This window comes from Kitasatospora sp. NPDC056651, from assembly GCF_042792155.1.
Lineage (GTDB): Bacteria > Actinomycetota > Actinomycetes > Streptomycetales > Streptomycetaceae > Kitasatospora.
The window spans coordinates 41,726-58,389 of sequence record NZ_JBHTWX010000032.1 but is presented as its reverse complement, the minus strand read 5'-3'; the positions used below and the strand labels follow the sequence as shown (position 1 = coordinate 58,389).

The following is a 16,664-nucleotide window of genomic DNA, read 5'->3' as shown; positions in this document are numbered from 1 at the left end:
GGAGACCGAGAAATGACCGGGACCGTCACCGAGATGATCATCGAGATCCTGACCACCAAGTACCAGGTGCCCGCCGACGAGGTCTCCCCGGAGGTCGTCTTCGACGAGCTCTCCGTGGACTCGCTCACCCTGCTGGAGATGTCGCTGATCCTGGAGAAGCGCCTCGGCATCTCCATCAGCGAGGGTGTCCTCGACGCCGGCCAGACCGTCGGCGAGGCCGCCGAGACGATCAGCTCGCTCGGCGCGGCGGTCTGAGGCCGACCGCCGTGCGCCTCGTCCTGCTCCGCCACGCCGAGACCGACCTCAACACCCGCGACCGCTTCCAGGCCCAGGCCGACACCCCGCTCAACGCCGAAGGCCGGCGCCAGGCCCGGGAGACGGCCGAACGCCTGACCCCCGGCCGCTGGGCCGCCGTCCACGCCTCCCCGCTGACGCGGGCCGTGGACACCGCCCGGCCCGCCGCCGAACGGCTCGGCCTGCCGCTGGCCACCCTCGACGGGCTGCGCGAACGGCACCTGGGCACGATCGACGGCCTGGACCGCACCCGCTACGCCGCCGAGCACCCGGAGGACATGCGCCGGCTGCTCACCGACCCCGGCTACGGGCCGCCCGGCGGCGAGACCGGAGCCCGGGCCCGCGGCCGCTTCGTCGCCGCGCTGCGCGCTCTGATGGCGGCCGGCCACCACGGACCCGTCCTGGTGGTCACCCACGGAGGCGTGCTGAACCTGCTGCGCGGTGAGCTTCCCGGGGGCCCTCGGGGCGGGATGGTCGGCAACTGCCGCGCGGTCGAGCTGGACGCCGAGCCCGCCCCGGACGGCGGGCTGCGGATCGAGCGGTGGCGGTGGGACGTCGCCCCGCACGAGTGCGAGGACGGCCCCGTCGCGCCGTCCCGGACGAGCTCCGCGACGGCCCGCTCGACAGCCCTCCGATGACCCCCCGATGATCTCCGACGCCCCCCGATGACCCGAACCGAGAGGACCCCGGCATGACCATCCAGATCGTCGTCACCTTTGACGTCGTCCCCGAGCGGCTGGAGGCGACCCTGGCCGCGTTCCAGGAGCTGGCCGAGCACACCCGCCGCGAGGAGGGCGCGCTGCGCTTCGACGCCTTCCGCTCGCAGGCCGAGGAGCACACCGTCGTCCTGGTCGAGGACTGGGCCGACCAGGACGCCATCGACCTGCACATGAAGGAGGAGTACACCGCGGCGTTCCTCGCCGAGGTCGACGGCGCCTTCCGCGCCCCGGCCCGGGTGCACCGACTGGCCGAGATCGGCGGCTGAGCCGTGGCCGAGGAGCACGGACAGCCGCGGGTGCTCGTGGTGGGCGCCGGGCCGGTCGGCATGGTGCTCGCCTGTGAGCTGCTGCGCCACGGCGTCCAGGTCGAGGTGATCTCCAACGCCCGCCGGGAGAGCCCGCATTCGCGCGCCACCATCCTCTGGCCCCGGATCCTGGAGCTGCTCGACCGGGTGGGCGTGGGGGAGAAGCTGGTGGCCGCGGGCCACTACTTCGACCAGATGAACTACTACTCCAACAAGAAGATGATCGGCCTGGTCCGCTTCGACCGGCTGCGCGGCGTCGGCTACCCCTTCGCCATCACCATCCCGCAGTGGCGCACCGAGGCCGTGCTGGAGGAGCACCTGGAGTCGCTCGGCGGCACGATCCGCTACGACCACGCCTTCGTCGAGGGCACCCAGTCCGAGGACGCCGTCCACTGCGTCCTGCGCGCACCGGACGGCGCGTCGACCACCCGCTCCTACGACTACGTGGTCGGTGCCGACGGCTACAACAGCACCGTCCGCCCCGCCTTCGGCTTCGAGTTCGCCGGCCGCACGATGCGCACCCGGCTGGCGATCACCGACGCGGAGCTGGTCGGCGAGACCACCAGCAGCGAGGCGGCCTACTACCTGACCCGCACCGGCAACATGGTGCTCGCCCCGCTGGGCGGCGGCGTCTTCCGGGTGGGCGCCAGCGTGCCGGACGGCTACCAGGGCGAGCCGGACCGGGCGTTCTTCGAACGGCTGCTGTCCGAGCGCGTCCCCGGCGAGCGGCGGCTCGGGGAGATGAAGTTCAGCGGGGTGTTCACCGCCCACGTCAGGTCGGCGAGCACCTACCGGCGCGGCCGGGTGTTCCTGGTCGGCGACGCCGCCCACGCCATGAGCCCCTCCGGCGCGCAGGGCGTCAACACCGGCATCCAGGACGCCGTCAACCTCGGCTGGAAGCTCGCCGGCGTGCTGCGCGGCGACTACCGGCCCGGCCTGCTGGCCAGTTACGACCGCGAGCGCCGGCCCGCGGTCGAGACCGTGGCCGGGCTCTCCACCCGGCTGGCCCGGATCGGCCTGTACAGCAAGCCGCACCAGGTCATCGGCCGGGACATCGCCTACCGCTTCGGCTCCGCCACCCAGCTCCTGGAACGCGTGCTGGCGCCCAGGCTCGCCCAGGTCGACACCCACTACGGGCCGCGGCCCAGGCGCCGCGGCCTCGTCCCGGGTGAACGGCTGCCGCTCGGCTGGCGCGCCTCCGCCGCCGCGCCGGTCCTCGCCGTCGACCGCTACACCGTGCTGCTCTGGCCCGGCCTGGAGTACCAGTACGAGCGGTGGGTCCACCTGGTCGAGCGGCTCGGCGAGGCCGTCGACCGCGCCGAGGTCACCGACCTCGGCGGCCGGCCCCCCGGCCCGCTCCTGGCCAAGCTGGGCCCGACGCCCTGCGCGCTCGTGGTCCGCCCGGACGGCCACCTGGACACCGTCGTCGACCTCGACGACCGTGAGCCCGGGGCCGCCGTCCGCGCCGTCGACCGGGCGCTGGACCAGTGCCACCTGCCGAGCCCGTCCAGGGTCCTCGTCACCGCCTGACGCCCCCATCCGAACCACCGTCCACAGCCTCACGGCAACCCACAGAGAAGAGAACCGAGATGACCGAGCGCGTGACCCTGACCGAGGTCGCCGACATGACGCCCGAGCAGCACGAGGTGTACGAGAAGTTCCAGTCCAACCTGACCCGGGCCCTGCTGCTCACCAAGGGCTCCGCCGGTCCGCACCTCGCCCTGGGCGGTTCGTTCACCGTCGGCCTGCTCAGCCTGCTCGACCGCGAGGTCATCGTGCTGCGGGTCGCGAAGCTGCGCGACAGCGAGTTCGAGCGGGTGCTGCACTACCCGCTGGCCGTCAAGGCCGGACTCACCGACGCCGAGATCGAGGCCATCGAGGAGGGCCGCTTCGACGAGATGCCGGCGTCCCGCGCCGCCCTGGTCCGCTACGTCGACGACTGCATCCTGCTCCACAAGGCCGGCCACGACGCGTTCTGGGGCCTGCGCGAGCACTACTCGCAGAACGAGATCGCCGAGGTGACCCACCTGGCCGGCCACAGCGCGATGACCGCGATGTTCCTGGCCAGCCTGGACATCCCGATCGACGAGGGCATCGCCTCCTGGGGCCGGCTGACCGAGGTCAAGTGACCGGCCGCCACAACCGAGGGGAAACGACGTGAAGTACGCACGGCTGGGCTCGTCCGGCCTCAAGGTGTCCCGGCTGGCGCTCGGGTGCATGAGCTACGGCGAGCCCGGCCGGGGCACCCACCCCTGGTCGTTGCCGGAGGAGGAGAGCCTGCCGTTCATCGCCCAGGCCCTCGACCTCGGCGTCAACTTCTTCGACACGGCCAACATCTACTCGCTGGGCACCAGCGAGGAGTACCTGGGCCGGGCCCTGAAGAAGCTGACCCGGCGCGAGGACGTCGTCATCGCCACCAAGGTGTACGAGGCGATGGGGCCGGGGCCGCTGTCCGGGGGCCTGTCCCGCGGCGCCGTCATGCGCGAACTGGACGCGAGCCTGCGCCGGCTCGGCACCGACTACATCGACCTGTACATCGTGCACCGCTGGGACTACGAGACACCCGTCGAGGAGACCATGGCGGCCCTGCACGACGCCGTCACCGCCGGCAAGGTCCGCTACCTCGGCGCGTCGTCCATGCACACCTGGCAGTTCGTCAAGGCCCAGTACACCGCCGACCTGCACGGTTGGACGCGGTTCGTCAGCATGCAGAACCACTACAACCTGATCAACCGCGAGGAGGAGCGGGAGATGATCCCGTACTGCCTCGCGGAGGGGGTCGGCGTCACCCCGTGGTCCCCGCTGGCCCGCGGCCGGCTGACCCGTGACTGGGACGAACAGTCCGCCCGGACCGCCGGCGACCCGATCCAGGAGCGGTTCTACGGGCCGACCGAGGCGGCCGACCGGCGGGTCGCCCGGGCGGTCGCGGAGATCGCCGCCGAACGCGGTGTCCCGCGGGCCCGGATCGCCCTGGCCTGGCTGCTCCACCAGCCCGCCGTCACCGCCCCGGTCATCGGTGCCACCGCGCGGCACCACCTGCCGGACGCGGTGGCCGCGCTCGACATGGAACTCGACGAGTCCGAACTCGCCCGCCTGGAAGCCCCCTACGTTCCGCACGCGGTCGTCGAGTACGTCTGACCAGCACCCCCTCCCGGACCCCGGGGCTCGGCCCTACCCCCACGGGGCCGAGCCCCGGGGCACCGCTCTGTCCGCACGGGGCCGAGCCCCGGGGCACCGCTCCGCCCGCACCCGCCGCCCAGCACAGCACGGCACGACACCGAATCGGAGACCACCATGGGCATCACAGACTTCGCCATCACCACCGGCAGCGGCAAGGTCACCGCCGCGCAGCTCGCCCACGAGTCCGGCTGCGACCCGGACAAGGTCGACGAGATCCTTCCCGCGGGCCGGCTCTCGGCACTCGGCCCGGGGGAGAGCTCGTGGAGCCTCGGCCGGGACGCCGGCGCCAAGGTCCTCGCCCGCAACGGCGTGTCCCCCGACGACATCGGCCTGGTCATCTACGCGGGATCCAGCGAGTGGGGAACGCCGTTCTGGTCGCCGGCCGCGAAGATCGCCCAGGAGCTCGGCATCCGCCACGCGCACTGCTACGAGGTGTCCAACTTCTGCAACGCCGCCCCCACCGCGATCCGGATCGCCGACGACCAGGTCAGGAGCGGCGCCTGCCGCTACGCGCTGGTCGTCGTCGCCGACCGGCTCAGCGAGCTGGTCGACCGCCCGGGCGGCCTGGTCGAGCTCTTCAACTTCGCCGACGGCGCCGCGGCCGTCCTGGTGTCCGCCGAGAACCCGCGCTACGAGGTGCTGGGCTCGGCCAACCGCACCGACCCGGACTTCGTCGACCTCTACTACGGCGAGATCCGGGAGGACCAGGTCAAGGTCTTCCGCCGGGAGGGCGGCGAGGGCCTCGGCGAGGCGTTCATCGCCAACTTCACCGCGCTCACCGCGCAGGTGCTCACCGTGGTCGGCCGGAGCCTGGAGGACGTGGCCTACCTCCTGGTCACCCACGGCAACCGGAACACCCAGGCCAAGCTCCTGGACACCCTCGGCCTGCCGTACGAGCGCAGCGTCTTCAACTACGAGGTCGAGGGCCACCTCGGCGGCGTCGACCCGCTGCTCGCCCTGGAGGACCTGGAGCGGGCCGGCCGCCTGGCCCCGGGAGACCTCGTCCTGCTCGCCACCGCCGGCTCCGGGTTCACCTGGGGCGTCACCGCCCTCCAGGTCGTCTGAGCCGCACCGCGACGAAGCCGCCCGGCAGCGAACTCCTCGCTGCCGGGCGGCTTCCACGTGTCCCGTCAGAACCGGTGGGCCGGGTTCAGGTCCACCGCGAGCAGGCGCAGCGCCGCGTCGTGCGGGCTGTTCGGCTCGGCGTGGTAGAACTTCAGGATGTTCCCGTCGCCCAGGTCGGCGGACTGGTACATCAGCTCGAACTCCCCGACGCTCGGGTGGTCGAAGGTCTTCGTCCCGACCGTGCAGTTCGCCACCCGGTGGCTGACCCAGAGTTGCGCGAACTCCTCGCTCCCGATGCTCAGTTCACCGATCAGCTCGGCCAGCTGCGGGTCGTGCCGGTGGTTCGCGGCGATGAACCGGAGGTACGAGACGTTCGACCGGGCCTCCAGCGGCCAGTCCACGTACAGCCCGCGGACGTTGTCGTCCAGGAAGTTCAGCCGGATGACGTTCGGCCGCACCGCCGCGTTCTGCGGTGCGTCGTACTCCAGGTGCGGCGCGAACAGCCGGTGGTAGAGCGAGTTCCAGCCGAGGATGTCGCAGCGGTAGTTGAGCACCGCCACGGCCGCGTTCCCGAGGGAGTCGACCAGCATCCGGGTGTACGGGCTGATCTGGTCGACCCGCCGGGCCGGCGTCTCCCGCTCGGTGACCGGAGTGCCCACCTTCAGCAGGTACTCCTCCTCGTCCGGGCTGAGGTCCAGGGCGCGCGCGATCGCGACCAGGATGGCGGGCGAGGCGTGCGCGGTCTGCGACTGCTCCAGCCGCGTGTAGTACGTGGGGCTCACCCCGGCGAGCGCCGCCACCTCCTCGCGCCGCAGGCCGGGCACCCGGCGCGCACCGCGTACCGCGAGCCCGATCTCCTCCGGCTGGACCCGCTCGCGCATCCGCTTGAGGTAGCTACCCAGGTCGGTGTTCACTGGTATTTCCACGCTCCTAGTGTCACACGGGGGCCGAACGGGGGTCAGACGGCCGTCGAGCCAGACCAGATGGCCACCGGGCGGCAGCAGATGGTCATCGGGCCACATCGGACGGCCGCATCAGAGGGTCGCATCGAAGGGCCGCAACGGACGGCCGCATCAGAGGGCGGTCGACGAGGAGCGACGGCCCAGTGCCGCCCACAGCAGCAGACCGGCCACGATGAGCAGCCCGGTGTCGACGGACATCGCGAGGTGGAGGCCCGACAGCTCGTCGGCCGCACCGCCCCCGTCGCCGATGCTCGCGGCGAACACCGCGCTCAGCAGCGGGATGCCGGCGGCGATGCCGACCTGCTGCGCCTGGGTGGCCATGCCGGTGGCCATGCCCTGCATCGAGGAGTCGACGGCCGAGGTGGCGATCACCATGAAGGAGAGCATCGCCAGCATCGAGAAGACGCCGTTGACGAACTGCGCGACGACCACGGGGACCAGCCAGACCGGGTCGTTCGTCATCCACACCATGGGCAGCATGAACAGGCCCTGACCCGCGAGCGCGGTGCCCAGCAGGACGCGCGGCGAGACCTTGGCGACGATCTTCGGGCCGATGGTGCCGCCGAGGATCTGGCCGGCGCCGACACCGAGCAGGACCAGGCCGGCGATGAGCGAGGAGTAGTCCAGCACGTTCTGCACGTACAGGCCGGTGAAGAAGATCATCGCGGTCTCGCCGCCGAAGATGAACAGCGCGCCGAGGTTGCTCAGGGCGATGTCCGGCAGACGCAGGATGCGCACCGGCACCAGGGCGCCCTCGGTGCGGCCCTCCACGACCCAGAACACGGCGAGCAGGGCGGCGCCGGCCACCAGGGTGCCGATGGCCAGGGCGTCCAGGCCGTCCTCGGCGGCCCGGGTGATGCCGTAGATGCCGGAGAACAGACCGGCGGTGATCAGCAGGGCGCCCGGCAGGTCGATCCGGTCACGGCTCTCGGCGCGGCTCTCCTGGACCACGATCGGCACCACGATGACGGCGGCCACGGCGACCGGGATGTTGATGAAGAACGCCCAGCGCCAGGAGAGCAGTTCGGTGAGGACGCCGCCGAGGATCGAGCCGACGGTGAAGCCCGAGCTCATCATCACGCCGTTGAGCCCGAGCGCCTTGGTGCGCATCGCGGGCTCGGTGAAGGCGGTGGTGAGCAGCGCCATCGCGGCCGGGGTGATCGCCGCGGTGGCCAGGCCCTGGAGGGTCCGGGCCACCAGCAGCAGCGCCGGGGAGGTGGCGATGCCGCCGATCAGCGAGGCGACCGTCAGCACCACCATGCCGGCGATGAAGATCCGCCGCCGGCCCAGGTAGTCGCCGACCCGCCCGAAGACCAGGGTGCAGCCGGCCGCGCAGAGCGCGAACATCGTGGTGATCCACTGCAGGTTGCCGGCCGTGAACCCCAGGTCCACACCGACCCGGGGCAGCGTCACGTTCAGGATCGAGAAGTCCGCCGCCATCATGAACTGGGAGGCGAGCAGGACCACCAGGACGGTGAGCTGGCGGCCGGTCATGCGGACGGAAGCGGTCGGGGCCGGGACGACGGCCGTATCGGTTGTCATGGTCCCAGCCTGGTGCGACCGCTGTCGATCAGCCAGAACCCGGCTGTGCCTACCCCCGGCCTGCCTACCACTGGCAGTGACAGGCTCGGCGCACCGCTCTGGCGTTCCGGCGTCGTGTCACTACCATGAGTTCTCCTCACGTCTCGCGTCAGGAGGCCGTCATGCCCGACCGCTTCGACCTGCCGGCGGACTTCCGCTGGGGTGCCGCCACCGCCGCCTACCAGATCGAGGGAGCGGTCGGCGAGGACGGCCGCGGCCCCTCCGTCTGGGACACCTTCGCCGCCCGCCCCGGCGCCGTACGGGACGGGCACACCGGCGCGGTGGCCTGCGACCACTACCACCGGTACCCCGAGGACATCGAGCTGATGCAGGGCCTCGGGCTGGACGGCTACCGCTTCTCCATCGCCTGGTCCCGCGTCCTGCCCACGGGTGCGGGAACCGTGAACCCCGCCGGACTCGCCTTCTACGACCGGCTGGTGGACGCGCTGCTGGAGGCGGGCATCGCCCCGCTGCCCACCCTCTTCCACTGGGACCTCCCGCAGGGCCTGGAGGACCACGGCGGCTGGCTGAACCGTGACACCGCGTACCGCTTCGCCGAGTACGCGGGGATCGTCGCCGACCGCCTCGGCGACCGCGTCCCCGCCTGGATCACCCTCAACGAGCCCTTCGTCCACACCGTCTTCGGCTACGCCCTGGGCACCCACGCCCCCGGCCGCACCCTGATGTTCGAAGCCCTCCCCGCCGCCCACCACCAGCTCCTCGGCCACGGCCTGGCCGCGTCGGTGCTCCACGACCGCGGCCTGGAGGCGATGCTCTCCAACAACCTGACCCCGGTCGAACCGGCCTCGCCCGATCCCGCCGACCTCGCCGCGGCCGCGGCCTACGACACCCTCCACAACCGCCTGTTCACCGACCCCGTCCTCCTCGGCCGCTACCCCGACCTCTCCGCCCTCGGCGTCCCCGACGACATCCACGGCGCCGTGCGCGACGGCGACCTCGACCTCATCCACACCCCCGGCCTCGACGGCCTCGGCCTCAACTTCTACAACCCCACCCGCGTCGCCGCCCCCACCGAACCCGGCCTCCCCTTCGACCTCGTCGACATCCCCGGCGTCCCCCACACCGCCTTCGGCTGGCCCGTCGTCCCCGACGCCCTCACCCGACTCCTGCTCAACCTCCGCGAGTTGTACGGCAAGGCCCTCCCGCCCGTCACCATCACCGAGAACGGCTGCTCCGTCGAGGAGTCCACCGACCCCGACCAGCCCCGCATCGACTTCATGGCCACCCACCTCGACGCCCTCGCCCGCGCCGCCGCCGAGGGCATCGACATCCGCGGCTACTACACCTGGTCGCTGCTGGACAACTTCGAATGGGCGGAGGGCCTGTTCAGCCAGCGCTTCGGCCTCGTCCACGTCGACTTCGCGACGCAGCGGCGCACCCCGAAGGCCTCCTACGGCTGGTACCGCGACCTGATCGCCGCCCACCGGGCGCGGCGCCGAAGGTAGTCGGTCGCCAGGGCGGGAAGAGGCGGTCCGGGCCGGCGGGTCCGTGGGGTCGGGGCGCTCGTTCGCCCTTGACCCCACGGCCTACGGCGGCTCGGGTGTGGTCAGCGGGCTGCGGCCGATGAGTGCGTTCATCGCGTTGAGAGCCGCTCGCCTGCGCTGGGGCTTCCTCGACCATACGGCCGGGCAGACCACCCCGAAGAAGAACAGCAGGCCGACTGCCAGGCCCGGCGCGGCGGAGATGACGGCGATGGTCGTGTTGCCCTGGAGGCCCGCCACCGTCGGGCCCGCGGTCGTGGCGGTCATGGCCGCCGTCGGCGCCAGCCAACGGGACGGGCGCCCGGGCGCGCCGCCGCCCGGCGGGTTCGCCGATGCGGTGGACGCGGGGCCACCGGTACCCCGTCCCTGCGTGCCTTTGACCATGCTTCTCCTTCTGGCGGCGGTGGCACCACGCCTCGCCGCCATGGAGCGACCGGTGCCTGGCGACGATGATAGCGCACAGCTTTGGAAAAGCTTGGGTGAGTTCCTTGGGTGACCTTGGTTGTTCTTGGAAAATGATGGACCATGCACTAGTCTGGGAGCATGGCCGCATCAGTGGAGGAACTCGAACAGCGCCTCACGGCTCTGCGCGCCCGACTGAGGGAGTCGCGACGTGCCGGCGATTCGACCGCCGGCGCGCGGATCCGCAAGGAACTGCGTGAGGTCGAAGCGGAGTGGGAAGCCGCACTGGACGCGGAGGAGCCCCTCCAGGGGCCGCCTGCCGTGACGCCGCCGGTGCGGGGCGAGCAACGGCCGCCCAGCCTGCCCGGTCGTGGAGCCGTCCCGGTGCGCGAGCAGGTCTACCAGTCGCTGACGATCCTCGGCGCGCCCGCCTCGCCGAAGCTCATCTCCTCGGTGTACGAGGCCTTCTTCTCCGAGTCGCTGGTCGCCACCAAGCTTGCCTCCCTGCGGCGTGACGAGGAGCGTTCCTTCACCGCGCAGGGCTACTCCCGCCCCTACTACATCTGCGCCGCGATCAACCACGACCGCCTCACCGCGGCCCGTGGCCTGCTCGCGGTCTCGGTCTGGTCGCTGGAGCAGCGCCTGATCACTCCGCTCAGCCCGCGGGCCGACTTCCTTCGGCACGCGATCGGGACGGCCGAGCAGATCCAGCGCCTCGACAACGCGGGCAATCCGCCGTCCGAGGCGGCATGGCGGCTGCTGCGCCGCTTCGCGCTCACGATTCCGGGCGCCCACGGCGAGGCCCCGCGGCCCGACCCGGAGCGGGTGCTCTCCGCCGCGCGAGCCGAGGCGGAGGTCCACCAGGGCGAGGGGAACCGGGAGCGGATCGACGCCGCTCGCCGCGCACGCGAACAACTCAGCGACGTACAGCAGCTCTTCGGTGCGAGGGAACTCCATGACGCCCTCCGCAGCGGGGGAGGGGTCCTGTAGTCGCGGGGTCCCGCATTCGCATCGGAACCTCAGGAGATCGGCGCCACCCCGGAACGAAGAGAGGCCATGCCTTCCCACTCATCCGAGCCGCCCGACCGGTTGGCTCAACTCCGCGGCGCGCGGCCGCCGTTGGCGTACACCGCCCGTAAGATCACCGCGCTCACGGCGAATCCGGCCTGTGCCCGGCGGTCCGTCCTGGACGCCTCAGGGGTCGACAAGACCGCTCTGGCCCGGCGGCTGGGCCATGAACCGCGCTTCGGCCAGTCGCCGTTCGCCATCGCACGGGAGGAAGCGTTCAAGGCCACCGTGCGCTGGGGCTCGTACGCCGAACTGATCCGGCTGCTGCGGGAGGACCTCGGCGTACCGGTCGACGAGGCCAAGCTCCAGGACCTCGGCGAGGTCGGGGGGATCACCTCGCTCGAAGTCCGGGAACGGGAGACCCGCGGTGTCATCGAGCGGATCGCCGCCGGTGACGAGGAGCGGCTGATCCTGCAGAGCCCGGTGCTCACCGTGGAGGTGGCCGGCCGACTCGCCTACCTGGAACCCGATGCCCTGACCCACCGGATCGACGGCAGGTTCCACGTCGTGGCGATCAGGTCGTTCCCCGTGATCGACGGTCAGGCCGATCCGAGCGCCGTCGCCCAGACCGCGAAGCAGGCCTCCGTGCACGTGCTGGCGCTGCGGCACGCGTTCGCGGCCGCGGGGCTGGATCCGGAGCAGATCGCCGACACCTTCCTGCTGGTCTGCCCCAAGGACTTCTCCAGCCGGCCGTGCCTCAGCCGGATCGACCTGCGCCAGGAACTCGCCGCCCTCGACTTCCAGTTGAACCGGCTGCGGCGCGCCGAGGACCTGGCGCGCGGCCTGCCGGCGACGGCGACCCTCGACATCGACCGGGACCCGGCCGTGCTCCACGAGTCGGTGGAGCAGCTGCCCGCCTCCTACGTCCCCGACTGCCTCTCCTTCTGCGAGATGGCCCACCACTGCCGCGACGAGGCGGACGCCCACGGATACCCCGCCCGGCTGGGCAGCACCGTACGGAACGCCCTGGCGGGAATCGACTCCACCGGCACGGCCCTCGCCTACCTCGACAGCGGTCTGCCGCCCGGCGAGGAGAACGCCGAGACCGTCGAACTGCTCATCGCCGCCGACCGGCTCTTCCGGCTGCGCACCGAGGAGACCGCATGAGCATGCTTGCCACGGTCGCGACGCTCCGCGCGACCCAGACCGGCAGGGCCCAGCCCCTGGCCACGGTCCGCCACCACCACCTGGACGACCGCCCGTTCGTCCTGGTGCCGCTGACCCTCGCCGGAGAGGCCTGCGCACCGCTGGCCGCACTGGCGGGTACTGACCCGGGCCACCCGACCCTGCTGACCGTCCGCCGGCCCAGGGACCGGGTCCAGCGGTTCCGGTTCGCGGAGGAGCTGGCGGCCCTGCTGCTTCCCTACTTCGAGGAGTGCCTGGCGGAGGCCGAGACCTACACCGTCGGCAAGGGCGAGAAGGCGGAGGAGCGCCAACAGGCCTGCCGCGCACCGCAACTGCTCGTCCCCAACGGTGAAGGCATCGCCTACCTCCGCCGGCTCGGCCGGCTCACCCGGCTGCGCAGCACCGACGGACCGCACGCCGTCCATCCCGACGTGCCGAAGCTCGGCAAGTGGCTGACGTGGTTCGAGGGCCGGGCGGAGTTCCCGGGGTCGAGTGCCATGCTCGCCGTCAGCCGGGTGCTCACCGCGCACTGGGCGACCGGCCAGAGTTCCGCCGAGGACTCCCACCTGGCGTCCGTCGTCGCCTGGATCGATCCGCCCGACGGCCGTACGGGGGCGGAAGCCGCCCGGGAGACCGAGAACCCGCTGCTCTGGCCGCCTGCCGGACCTGCCACGGACGCCGGGTTCGACGCGCTCCTCGACGACCTCCTCACCCGCCACGCGGAAGCCGAGGGACGGGTGCGGGAGCGGTTCGGCGAGCGCATCGACCGCGCCCTGTGCGAGCAGTTGCGGCCCACCTGGGACCTGGTCTGGCGGGGTGTCGGCCTGGCGCGCGCCCTGCCCGAAGGGGGACACGTCGAGGAACGGTGGACCAGCGACCGTCGGCGGTTCTCCGACTACGCGGCCTACCTGGAGGAGCACGGCCACCCGCAGGGCAAGCGCGACCGCGCGGTGGGCGCGGCCCGGCGGCTGGGTTTGCTGGAGGACGACACGTCCCGCTACCAGACCCAGCGGGCCTACGACGACCCGCTGGTGATGGCGGAGTACGAGCTGAGCGGAGAAGCGTTCAGCGGCACCGTCGTCGCCCGGGACGAGGACCGGTTCGAGCCCGGCAAGAGGACCCCGGTCTGGCGTCCGACGATCACGGTGCGCAGCGAGCGCCCGGTACGGCTCACCGTCGGAACCAAGGTGAAGTCGCCCGGCCGTCTGAAGCAGCCGGCCCAGATCATCGACCTCACCCCGCACGAGGGGGTCCACCTGGTGACCCTCGAACTCTCCGGCGGCTTCGCGAACAAGCGCAGGCCGCCCGCACCGGAAGGCGCCCTCGCCGAGACCGGCGAGACGGTGACCTACACGACGCTCGGCGTCGACTCGCGGCCGGCGAAACTGCCCGCCGAGGAGAACACCCCGTGGACCCACGGAGGCCCGCCGGTGCCCTACGAACCGACCGACGAGGACGCCGAGGAGGAGTGGGCGTGAACGACACCACGACGGTGGCGGCGGCGATCCCGGCCGCGCGCACCCCCGCCGACGAGGCGGTGGGCCCGGGGGTCCGGGCCGACCGCGCGGTGGCCGGGATCCTGGCCGACCTCGACCGGCCCACCGGGCGGGGCGTGGTGGTGGACTCCCCGCCCGGCGCCGGCAAGTCCACCCTGGTGAAGCGCGCCGCCGGGCACCTCACCGGCGCCGGCCACCAGGTGATGATCGTCGCGCAGACCAACGAGCAGGTCGACGACCTGGTGGACAACATCGCGAGGGAGCACCCGGAACTGCCGGTGGGCCGCCTGCACAAGACAGGCTTCGCCCTGCCGGAGCGCGTGACCCGGCACTCCAACGTCTCCGGCGACACCGGGATCGACGCCCTGCGTCACCTGCCGGTCGTGGTCTCGACGGCCGCCAAGTGGCGGCACGTGGACGCGGAGAAGTCCGGCACCTGGCGGTGGGCGATCATCGACGAGGCCTACCAGATGCGTTCGGACGCCCTGCTCGCGGCGGCGCCGCTGTTCGACGCGCCCGACTCCCAGGTGCTGTTCGTGGGGGACCCCGGCCAGCTCGACCCGTTCGCGACCGTGGACACCGACCGGTGGCAGGGCCTCAGCTGGGATCCGCTGCGCAACGCCGTCGACGTCACGCTCGCCCACGAACCCGACCTGCTCCGCCACCAACTGCCGATCTCCTGGCGGCTGCCCGAGATGGCCGCGCCCCTGGTGGCGGAGGCCTTCTACCCGTACTACCCCTTCGAGTCCGGCACCACGGCGAGCGACCGCGTGCTGACCTACGGGAGCCTGCCCCATCGGCCGGTGGCGCAGGACCCGGTGCTGGCCCGGGCCGCCGACTCCGGCTGGGGCTACCTCGAACTCCCGGGACGTCACACCCTCGACCACGACCCCCAGATGGCCGAGGCGCTCGCCTCGACCGCGTCCCGGCTGCTCGAACGGGGCGCGCTGGTCAACGGCGAACCGCTGGCGCAGGCCCGGATCGCGATCGGCGCGGCGCGGACCGTCCAGGTGGACGCGGTGCGGGCAAGGCTGGCGGAACGGGGCCTCACCGAGATCACCGTGGACACCGCCAACCGGCTCCAGGGCCGGGAGTTCGACGTGACCCTGGTCTGGCACCCGCTCTCCGGCCGCCCCGACGCCTCCGCCTTCCACATGGAGACCGGCCGACTGTGCGTCCTGCTCTCCCGGCACCGGTTCGCCTGCATCGTGGTGGCCCGCGCCGGCATCACCGACCTCCTCGACCGGCACCCCCGAAGCAGCCCGATCCACCTGGACGTCCCACCCAAGTTCCCGGACGGCTGGCGCGCCCACCAGGTGGTCATGACGCACCTGGAACGCGCTGAGCACCGGTCCGGGCCGCGTTGAGAAGCAGCGTGCGTCCACGTACTGTGACGCCCGACGGGGAGGAGGGGAGAGCCGTTGCGCAGGGTACCGCCGGAGATGTTCCGGTTCACGACGGGGGAGAGGGCCGAACTCTACGGTGCGATCCTCCAGGCCTTCGGAGCGGCCAACGAGCGGTTGGAGACCGCGCTCGGGCTGGACGAGGTCCGCACCCGGCTGCGGACGGTGGGCTGGCTCGACGCGATCCATGACGACGACCTCCAGGAGGCGCTGCGCAAGCTCAGGGAGTGGCAGCTGCTGGACGTCGTCCAGAACCACGCGGAGAACTACCGCACCGCCGAGGAGTACGAGCGCCGCAACCTCCAGTACTCGCTGACCCGGCGTGGTGAGGCCGCGTTCGCCGGGGTCGAGCACGCCCTGTCGGTGCTCGCCTCGACGGGGGCGCTCCAGACGGCGGTGCTGGAGGCGATCACGGACCGGCTCGACGAGCTGTACGTCCTGCTGGGCGACTCCACGTCCTCGGACCGCCGGGTCTTCACCACGCTGCAGGAGCTGGAGGGGCACCTGGAGGCGCTTCTGGCCAACACCAAGGCGTTCAACGGCGAGTTGCAGCGCCTGCTGCGCGCCGAGGGCGCGGACCTGGCGACCTTCCGCGAGGTGAAGGCCGCGACGGTGGCCTATCTCCAGGAGTTCCTCGTCAACCTCGACCAGCGGGGCCAGGCGGTCGCCACCGCCGTCGAGCGCGTCGAGCGGCGCGGAGTGAGCCTGCTGCACGCGCGGGCGCTGCGGGGTGCCGAGCTGCCGCCGGTCGCCGACGGCGATCCCGCGCCGGCCTGGCTGGAGCGGCGCCGGGCGCGCTGGGAGGGGCTCCGGTCCTGGTTCCGGCCGGCCGACGGGGCGCGGCCCCGCGTGGAGCAGCTGCACGACGTGGCGCGGCGGGCGATCGTGACGCTCCTCCAGGTCCTCGACCGGATCACCGAGTCACGGCGCCGCTCCACCAGTGCCGTCCAGGACTTCCGGGAGCTGGCCCGCTGGTTCGCCGCCGCGCCCGGCGAGGACGACCTGCACCGCCTGTGGTCGGCCGCCTTCGGCCTCGGCCCGGCCCGGCACGCCCATCTCGCGCACCCCGATCCGGAGTCGGTGCCGTCGTCGGGCAGCTGGGCCGAGACCCCGCCGGTGGAGGTCTCGGCGCTGCTGCGCACCAGCGGCCGCACCGAGCGGTTCACCCGCACCGGGAAGGTGCGCGACGTCGGAGGCATCAAGGCGGCCCGGGCCGAGCGGGCCCGGAAGGAGCGGGCCGAACTCGAAGCGGCCTGGGACGTCCTGGGAACCGACGGCCCGGTGCGGCTCTCCGACCTCCGCGTGCTGGACCACACCGTCTTCGAGCGGCTGCTCGACCTCCTCGGCCGGGCGCTGGCCGTACGACCGGACGCCGGCGGGGCACGTCGGGCGGTCACCTCGGACGGCCGCGTGGAGATCGTGCTCCGGCCGTCTCCCGAGGGCGGACGGGCCGTCCTGCGGACCTCCCACGGCCGGTTCGAAGGGCCCGACTACCTGGTGGAGATCCGGAGCCCGAGCGCACCGCGGGCGGCCATCCGGGAGGACAGCGCATGAACACCACC

At 72.4% G+C, this 16,664-nt stretch carries 16 protein-coding genes; 13 read left to right on the top strand and 3 right to left on the bottom strand.

Annotated features, from left to right (window positions below; genetic code table 11):
• Positions 1-12: 12 nt before the first annotated feature.
• From ACFRAR_RS15410 to ACFRAR_RS15380, 7 genes are all read left to right on the top strand, one after another.
• Positions 13-255 carry an acyl carrier protein gene (locus ACFRAR_RS15410; RefSeq protein WP_380698548.1) on the top strand — a complete coding sequence of 81 codons (243 nt, stop codon included), beginning with the start codon at positions 13-15 and terminating at the stop codon, positions 253-255.
• Positions 256-266: 11 nt separating this feature from the next.
• Positions 267-932, top strand: coding sequence for a histidine phosphatase family protein (locus ACFRAR_RS15405; RefSeq protein WP_380698547.1), 666 nt, complete (start codon positions 267-269; stop codon positions 930-932).
• A 53-nt stretch (positions 933-985) separates the two neighbouring features.
• Positions 986-1,279 carry a putative quinol monooxygenase gene (locus ACFRAR_RS15400; protein WP_380698546.1) on the top strand — a complete coding sequence of 98 codons (294 nt, stop codon included), beginning with the start codon at positions 986-988 and terminating at the stop codon, positions 1,277-1,279.
• Between the two features lie 3 nt (positions 1,280-1,282).
• Complete coding sequence (locus tag ACFRAR_RS15395; RefSeq protein ID WP_380698545.1) at positions 1,283-2,848, top strand: FAD-dependent monooxygenase; 1,566 nt, start codon at positions 1,283-1,285, stop codon at positions 2,846-2,848.
• 59 nt (positions 2,849-2,907) lie between these two features.
• Positions 2,908-3,447: a carboxymuconolactone decarboxylase family protein gene (locus ACFRAR_RS15390; protein ID WP_380698544.1), complete on the top strand. Its 540-nt coding sequence runs from the start codon at positions 2,908-2,910 to the stop codon at positions 3,445-3,447.
• Between the two features lie 28 nt (positions 3,448-3,475).
• A complete protein-coding gene (locus ACFRAR_RS15385) occupies positions 3,476-4,456 on the top strand; it encodes an aldo/keto reductase (RefSeq protein WP_380698543.1) in 981 nt (326 codons plus the stop codon).
• Positions 4,457-4,612: 156 nt separating this feature from the next.
• Positions 4,613-5,563: a 3-oxoacyl-ACP synthase III family protein gene (locus ACFRAR_RS15380; RefSeq protein WP_380698542.1), complete on the top strand. Its 951-nt coding sequence runs from the start codon at positions 4,613-4,615 to the stop codon at positions 5,561-5,563.
• Positions 5,564-5,628: 65 nt separating this feature from the next.
• On the opposite strand, the gene ACFRAR_RS15375 is transcribed toward ACFRAR_RS15380, so the two are convergent.
• Together ACFRAR_RS15375 and ACFRAR_RS15370 are read right to left on the bottom strand one after the other, a co-directional pair.
• A complete protein-coding gene (locus tag ACFRAR_RS15375; protein WP_380698541.1) occupies positions 5,629-6,489 on the bottom strand; it encodes a helix-turn-helix domain-containing protein in 861 nt (286 codons plus the stop codon).
• Positions 6,490-6,636: 147 nt separating this feature from the next.
• Positions 6,637-8,067, bottom strand: a complete 1,431-nt coding sequence (locus ACFRAR_RS15370) for an MFS transporter (RefSeq protein ID WP_380698540.1) — start codon at positions 8,065-8,067, stop codon at positions 6,637-6,639.
• Positions 8,068-8,228: 161 nt separating this feature from the next.
• On the opposite strand from ACFRAR_RS15370, the gene ACFRAR_RS15365 reads away from it, so the two are divergent.
• Positions 8,229-9,572: a GH1 family beta-glucosidase gene (locus ACFRAR_RS15365; protein WP_380698539.1), complete on the top strand. Its 1,344-nt coding sequence runs from the start codon at positions 8,229-8,231 to the stop codon at positions 9,570-9,572.
• 81 nt (positions 9,573-9,653) lie between these two features.
• On the opposite strand, the gene ACFRAR_RS15360 is transcribed toward ACFRAR_RS15365, so the two are convergent.
• Positions 9,654-9,875, bottom strand: a complete 222-nt coding sequence (locus ACFRAR_RS15360) for a hypothetical protein (protein ID WP_380698538.1) — start codon at positions 9,873-9,875, stop codon at positions 9,654-9,656.
• 276 nt (positions 9,876-10,151) lie between these two features.
• Between ACFRAR_RS15360 and ACFRAR_RS15355 the strand changes: the two genes are divergently transcribed.
• From ACFRAR_RS15355 to ACFRAR_RS15335, 5 genes are all read left to right on the top strand, one after another.
• Positions 10,152-11,000, top strand: a complete 849-nt coding sequence (locus ACFRAR_RS15355) for a hypothetical protein (protein WP_380698537.1) — start codon at positions 10,152-10,154, stop codon at positions 10,998-11,000.
• Positions 11,001-11,066: 66 nt separating this feature from the next.
• The gene (locus tag ACFRAR_RS15350) at positions 11,067-12,185 is read left to right on the top strand and encodes a hypothetical protein (protein ID WP_380698536.1); all 1,119 of its coding nucleotides are present in this window, start codon (positions 11,067-11,069) and stop codon (positions 12,183-12,185) included.
• The gene (locus tag ACFRAR_RS15345) at positions 12,182-13,681 is read left to right on the top strand and encodes a hypothetical protein (protein ID WP_380698535.1); all 1,500 of its coding nucleotides are present in this window, start codon (positions 12,182-12,184) and stop codon (positions 13,679-13,681) included. The genes ACFRAR_RS15350 and ACFRAR_RS15345 overlap by 4 nt, the downstream gene beginning before the upstream one ends.
• Entirely contained in the window at positions 13,678-15,066 is a 1,389-nt protein-coding gene (locus tag ACFRAR_RS15340) for an AAA family ATPase (protein ID WP_380698534.1), read from the top strand. Before ACFRAR_RS15345 ends, ACFRAR_RS15340 begins: the two co-directional genes overlap by 4 nt.
• Before the next feature lie 75 nt (positions 15,067-15,141).
• Positions 15,142-16,656 (top strand): TIGR02677 family protein, encoded by a 1,515-nt coding sequence (locus ACFRAR_RS15335; RefSeq protein ID WP_380698570.1) that lies wholly within the window; start codon positions 15,142-15,144, stop codon positions 16,654-16,656.
• The last annotated feature ends 8 nt before the right edge of the window (positions 16,657-16,664 follow it).

What these genes read in the sequence shown, in the direction of transcription:
- ACFRAR_RS15360 (WP_380698538.1), bottom strand. Translation starts at nt 9,875, where the DNA reads ATGACCGCCACGACCGCGGGCCCGACGGTGGCGGGCCTCCAGGGCAAC.
- ACFRAR_RS15335 (WP_380698570.1), top strand. Translation starts at nt 15,142, where the DNA reads ATGTTCCGGTTCACGACGGGGGAGAGGGCCGAACTCTACGGTGCGATC.
- ACFRAR_RS15380 (WP_380698542.1), top strand. Translation starts at nt 4,613, where the DNA reads ATGGGCATCACAGACTTCGCCATCACCACCGGCAGCGGCAAGGTCACC.
- ACFRAR_RS15365 (WP_380698539.1), top strand. Translation starts at nt 8,229, where the DNA reads ATGCCCGACCGCTTCGACCTGCCGGCGGACTTCCGCTGGGGTGCCGCC.
- ACFRAR_RS15355 (WP_380698537.1), top strand. Translation starts at nt 10,152, where the DNA reads ATGGCCGCATCAGTGGAGGAACTCGAACAGCGCCTCACGGCTCTGCGC.
- ACFRAR_RS15350 (WP_380698536.1), top strand. Translation starts at nt 11,067, where the DNA reads ATGCCTTCCCACTCATCCGAGCCGCCCGACCGGTTGGCTCAACTCCGC.
- ACFRAR_RS15390 (WP_380698544.1), top strand. Translation starts at nt 2,908, where the DNA reads ATGACCGAGCGCGTGACCCTGACCGAGGTCGCCGACATGACGCCCGAG.
- ACFRAR_RS15370 (WP_380698540.1), bottom strand. Translation starts at nt 8,067, where the DNA reads ATGACAACCGATACGGCCGTCGTCCCGGCCCCGACCGCTTCCGTCCGC.
- ACFRAR_RS15345 (WP_380698535.1), top strand. Translation starts at nt 12,182, where the DNA reads ATGAGCATGCTTGCCACGGTCGCGACGCTCCGCGCGACCCAGACCGGC.
- ACFRAR_RS15400 (WP_380698546.1), top strand. Translation starts at nt 986, where the DNA reads ATGACCATCCAGATCGTCGTCACCTTTGACGTCGTCCCCGAGCGGCTG.
- ACFRAR_RS15410 (WP_380698548.1), top strand. Translation starts at nt 13, where the DNA reads ATGACCGGGACCGTCACCGAGATGATCATCGAGATCCTGACCACCAAG.